Here is a 4,327-nt window from a genome sequence, read left to right as displayed (position 1 = left end):
GGACCAAACCGCTCCGGCAGGTCACGCCAGCGTCCACCCGAGCGCGCCAGCCATAGCAGCGCGTTCAGAAACCGCCGGCCGTCGCTGCGCGGCCCACGCTTGCCCTTACGCCCGCCCGGTACAAAGTCCCGTAGCCGCTCCCACTGATCRTCYCGAAGTATCTCGCCTTCCACACCAGCCTCCAAAAGCCAGTGTTGAATCTGATTTGCCATTCCTTGGGAATCGTAAAATCGTTAAATTGTCACTACGCCCTAGAGCTTGTGCCAAACGTAATCGGGCGCTTCCTTGCAGAACGTCCCGATGTGACGGTCGAATTCAATATACGGGCGTCCACTTACGTCCAGGAATGGGTGGCGAACCGTCAGGCTGACGCCGGATTCGTCACCCCACCACCATCGGCGCAGGCACAATCATCGAACCACTGGCTACGCTGCAGGGCGTATGCGTGCTGCCCAAGGGTCATAAACTCGCGGGGCGGCCAGTCATTGACGCGACAGATTTTGCCAATGAGCGTTTCATTTCGCTCGGCCGGGATGCGGCGTTTCGCCAGCTTCTGGATCGTGTTTTCGAAGATGCCGGCGTTGCTCGCCAAATTGTCACCGAAACGGGCTATTCCGCCGCGGTGTGCTCCCTCGTGGCGGCCGGCATTGGTATTTCCGTGCTCGATCCGTTTTCGGCACTCGATGGATGGAAAAAGGGCGGTATCGCTTTGGCGCCGTTCCGTGCGGAAGTGCCATTTACCGTCAACAGCCTTTTCCCGTTAGGGGTGCCTCGCCCTACGCTGCTCTCCGCTTTTTTGTCGATGCTCGCGGACGCAATCGAAATAGTGCGATCCGAAGTTCAAGCCGCATGCAGCGCTTCGGTTTAGGACAATGCGGGTTGACCGGGTCACGTAGGATTGCGGGCGTCGATTATGTCGAAGGTCGCATCGCCCATAGAGCACCTTTCGCGATCCGAACAGGATCGGGAATCCTATGAGTTAACTTTCGTCAGAGGTGTCTTCCTCCGGAAGAAAGCGGACGTAATCATGGGCATTATAATTGACATCTTGTATGGCATCCAACTGCAGTTCGCGGGCTGCCTCCTCCGAGGTGTCTCCATTGACGCCTTTTTGAACTGCGCGGAAGAAGGAATCCCTGCCGGGCTCTATCGGAACCTGCTGCCCATCGATAAGCGCATCAAAGTGGTCCCCCGTGCGAGTCACGTTTACTTGCAAGGGTTTACATCCCGGACCCGGACACATCACTCCCTTCGGCTCACGCGGCTGAAAAACTGTGATCTTCTCTTGGTCATGGGTGCGGTCGTGTATCCCGATCGCCACGCCTAATGCATTAGCGATTGCGGATACTGTAATATTGCTTATATAACCTACACCAACATTTGGATTTCCCAATTGTCCGTCCGGATCTCCAGAGTATACCGATTGTTTCCAGACCTTTCCTGCACGCTTTACTTCCTTGAGCGACCAGTAAAGATTTTTATTTGTTAAAAATTCCTTATCCCCGGGATACCAAGGTGTATTTGAAAGAATAACTGCGTCTTTTGCATCTGGTATTACTTCAGTTGGAGTCCTTGGAACTTGAGTAGTAAATGCTAATCTAGCATCATCCGGGTGCTTGAAATCCTTATACTTTACAAGATAGTTTTCTTCTCGAAAATGTCGGCTAAATTCCCCTGCCCATTCCGGTTCTGGTTGTATAATTCTATCTGATATTCCGTACATCTTAAACTGGCCCTTGGTCAGATCAACCACATACTCTTTATTGTCCTTTATCGCGATGACAGCATAATGATTCATGGGAGCTTTGTCGTTGATATCCTTCCAGATATACACTCCGCGTACCCGATATTCAAACCCAGCCTCCCGCAATGCGCGAATCGTTGGACGTAGCGCGGCTTCACATCCTTCTGATTTACCGATGCAGTTTTGCAGGATTGGATTGCTTTTAAGCGTTTCGAGTTTCTCAAGGGTCTCTTTTACCTTGGCTGGAGCGCGTAGCCTTCCCGTTATTGGAGGAACGTTTCTAACCCACTCGTGCTCGCGCCCTGTTTTGCCCGCTAGCTTCCGAAACGCACTTGAGTGCCGCAACGCCGCGTTCATACCCGATTTTCCCGCTGCATACCCAGCCTTAATAAGGCCTGCGGTGGTATGGAATGGACTGACGTAATTAACAAGGGCTGTTCCTACCCCTGACCAGACTTTACCAGTCGTCAGCACCGCTCGCGTTCCAGCAATCACTCGTTGCGCGGCGCCTGCGGTCTGTGCGGCTTTAAACGCGACTCCGAACGCTTTCGCCGCAGCTGCTCCGGCGCCGAAGTAAAGGGAAGCCGCAAGGAATGCAGCATCATATATATTATCCTCTAAAAATTCCCATGAGATTAATTTATATAAAGGATCATTTATCAATTTATCAAGTGAATTAACCAATGGGATAAAACCAACAAGTCTCTCTGCCATAACTGGATTATAATTCGCCTTTTTAAATTCATTTGCCTTCTTAGTAATATCCTGCTCTACTCTAGGGAGCATAATTTCTTTTAGAGAGTGCTCGTTCTTCTCAAGCCGGACTTGAACGTCATAGTGAATTTCTGTTTCGTATGACGGAGGTTCACCAAGGATGCCATAATGGTCATTTTCCGAAAAGTTCCGCGGCAGCCCCAGTAACTCGATTATGTTTTTGTGGTTTAAGAGACCCTCATCAATAAGTTTCAAATTGCCCTCACGGTCAATAAAACCTATTTTGCCACTGGCCAGGGGGCAAGCGACTGTAAGATCTTTTACCGGATAATGTCGTCCCCTAGGAAAAGCCTTGTTCCCGAAATGACTAATAGTGGCCTTCCAACATTCTCGAGGTTTCTCCTCTAGTGCCAGCTCACTCAGCCCAGCCTCACGCGCATTCAATGTGAGCTTTGCATAGGAGATTGGCTTCATGTTTTCAACAAGCATATTGTGAAATTGCTCGTAATATAGCTTTTTACTCTCACTATGTATCTTTATGGGACTCTGCGCCATAACTTCTTGTCCCTGATACCCAAACTCGACCCTTTGCCATGGGCGCCGACTTTCATCGAGTTCTTTTTCAGTTTTACGGAGTTCTTTTCTAAACTCCTCTCTCGTCTTAAGTGGCTGGATGTTTGCCAGCTCACCCACCCACCACAAAGTTTCATTATAGAGCCTGATTAAATCTTTCGGATTAATACCTGTAATATTTGCCCCATTTCGTTTATAATATTGTTTCGCTTCCAATAAAGATAAGGCAGTAGACCCTTTAACAGCGTCGGCATCGTTCGTATTGTTCTGTGCCTTTAGATAAAACTCGTTTGCTACACTTAGCAGAGTTGCATCATCAAGTCCCTCCGCGTCTTCTCCCAAGAAAATCCGTGCAGCCGCCACGCGGGCGCCCCACAGGGAGTTGGGCGCTATTTCAGTAATTTTTATCCCTGCAGTTGAAGCAGATTCGCTTATTGAGCGCTTGTCGCGCGTGTCTAGCCGTAGCCATTGGCGAGCTTCCGCAAACGGAGAAATCTGCTGAGTATGGCTATCGCTTGAGTTACCCTCCTTCAGAGGGAGAGTTGAGTTACCCTCTGTCAGAGGGAGAGTTGAGTTACCCTCTGTCAGAGGAAGAGTTGAGTTACCCTTCATCGGAGGGAGAGCTGCAGCCGAACTCTCCGTCGCAGCGGCGAATTTCAGCGGAGACAATACGTCCCATACGGATTTTGAGGTGGACACGTCTCCCGCTTTACGGCCAACTGTCGAGGGTGGATTGCTCGGCGCCTTTCGGGTTTTATTCAATTTCGGAGGCGGAGGCGTTAGCGCTGCCTGGGAGAACAGCTCTGCAACTACCAAACCAATAATCCCTAGCGCAGCTCGCGGCCGGCGAGGGGGATCAATCGGCCGAGACTTCCTGTATCGAACGCGGCGAGGCTTCTTTTCCATAAATATAAATGCGTTATGATCGTCAATTTTTCGTCTGTGCGTATCTAAAACCGCCAGGTTCAGCTTCGTACCATCTCTGTGATCTACCTTCATACCACCATGCTCCCTGTGATTTAATAAGGCAGTTTGGATTTGCCCCAACGACCTTTCATTCCTGTGGGCTTAAAGCCATTGAAGGAGCAGTCGCGCTGATGGTAAATTCAAATTTTGTTATGAGTTAATTGTGGAGAAACGTCGCCCGCCTAGGCCGTAGTGACAATTTAACTATTTGATCCAGAGCATAATACTGGCGAGCTTGATGAAGCCGAGGAAGTTGGCGGCGAGTTTGTCGTAACGAGTGGCAATGCGCCGCCACTGCTTGAGTTTGGCGAAGAAGCCTTCGATACCCCA

Annotated in this window: 2 protein-coding genes and 2 pseudogenes; 1 reads left to right on the top strand and 3 read right to left on the bottom strand. The window is 50.2% G+C overall.

The genetic code is table 11. The annotated features are described in order from the left end of the window. Window positions 1-212, bottom strand: a 212-nt coding sequence (locus ACOWVG_RS19180; RefSeq protein ID WP_420963982.1) for a transposase, incomplete at its 3' end; no start/stop codon positions are given. On the opposite strand from ACOWVG_RS19180, the pseudogene ACOWVG_RS19175 reads away from it, so the two are divergent. Beyond that, window positions 192-868: pseudogene (locus ACOWVG_RS19175) on the top strand (LysR substrate-binding domain-containing protein). The gene ACOWVG_RS19180 and the pseudogene ACOWVG_RS19175 overlap by 21 nt on opposite strands. Before the next feature lie 111 nt (window positions 869-979). On the opposite strand, the gene ACOWVG_RS19170 reads toward ACOWVG_RS19175, so the two are convergent. Together ACOWVG_RS19170 and ACOWVG_RS19165 are read right to left on the bottom strand one after the other, a co-directional pair. After that, window positions 980-4,030, bottom strand: a complete 3,051-nt coding sequence (locus ACOWVG_RS19170; RefSeq protein ID WP_420963981.1) for a hypothetical protein — start codon at window positions 4,028-4,030, stop codon at window positions 980-982. 171 nt (window positions 4,031-4,201) lie between these two features. Then, a pseudogene (locus ACOWVG_RS19165) lies at window positions 4,202-4,327 on the bottom strand (IS5/IS1182 family transposase); the annotation flags it as partial.

It is taken from the genome of Brucella sp. IR073 (assembly GCF_049065735.1).
GTDB lineage: Bacteria > Pseudomonadota > Alphaproteobacteria > Rhizobiales > Rhizobiaceae > Paramesorhizobium.
The sequence above is the reverse complement of the archived record's forward strand: the minus strand, read 5'-3'. Positions and strand labels throughout refer to the sequence as shown.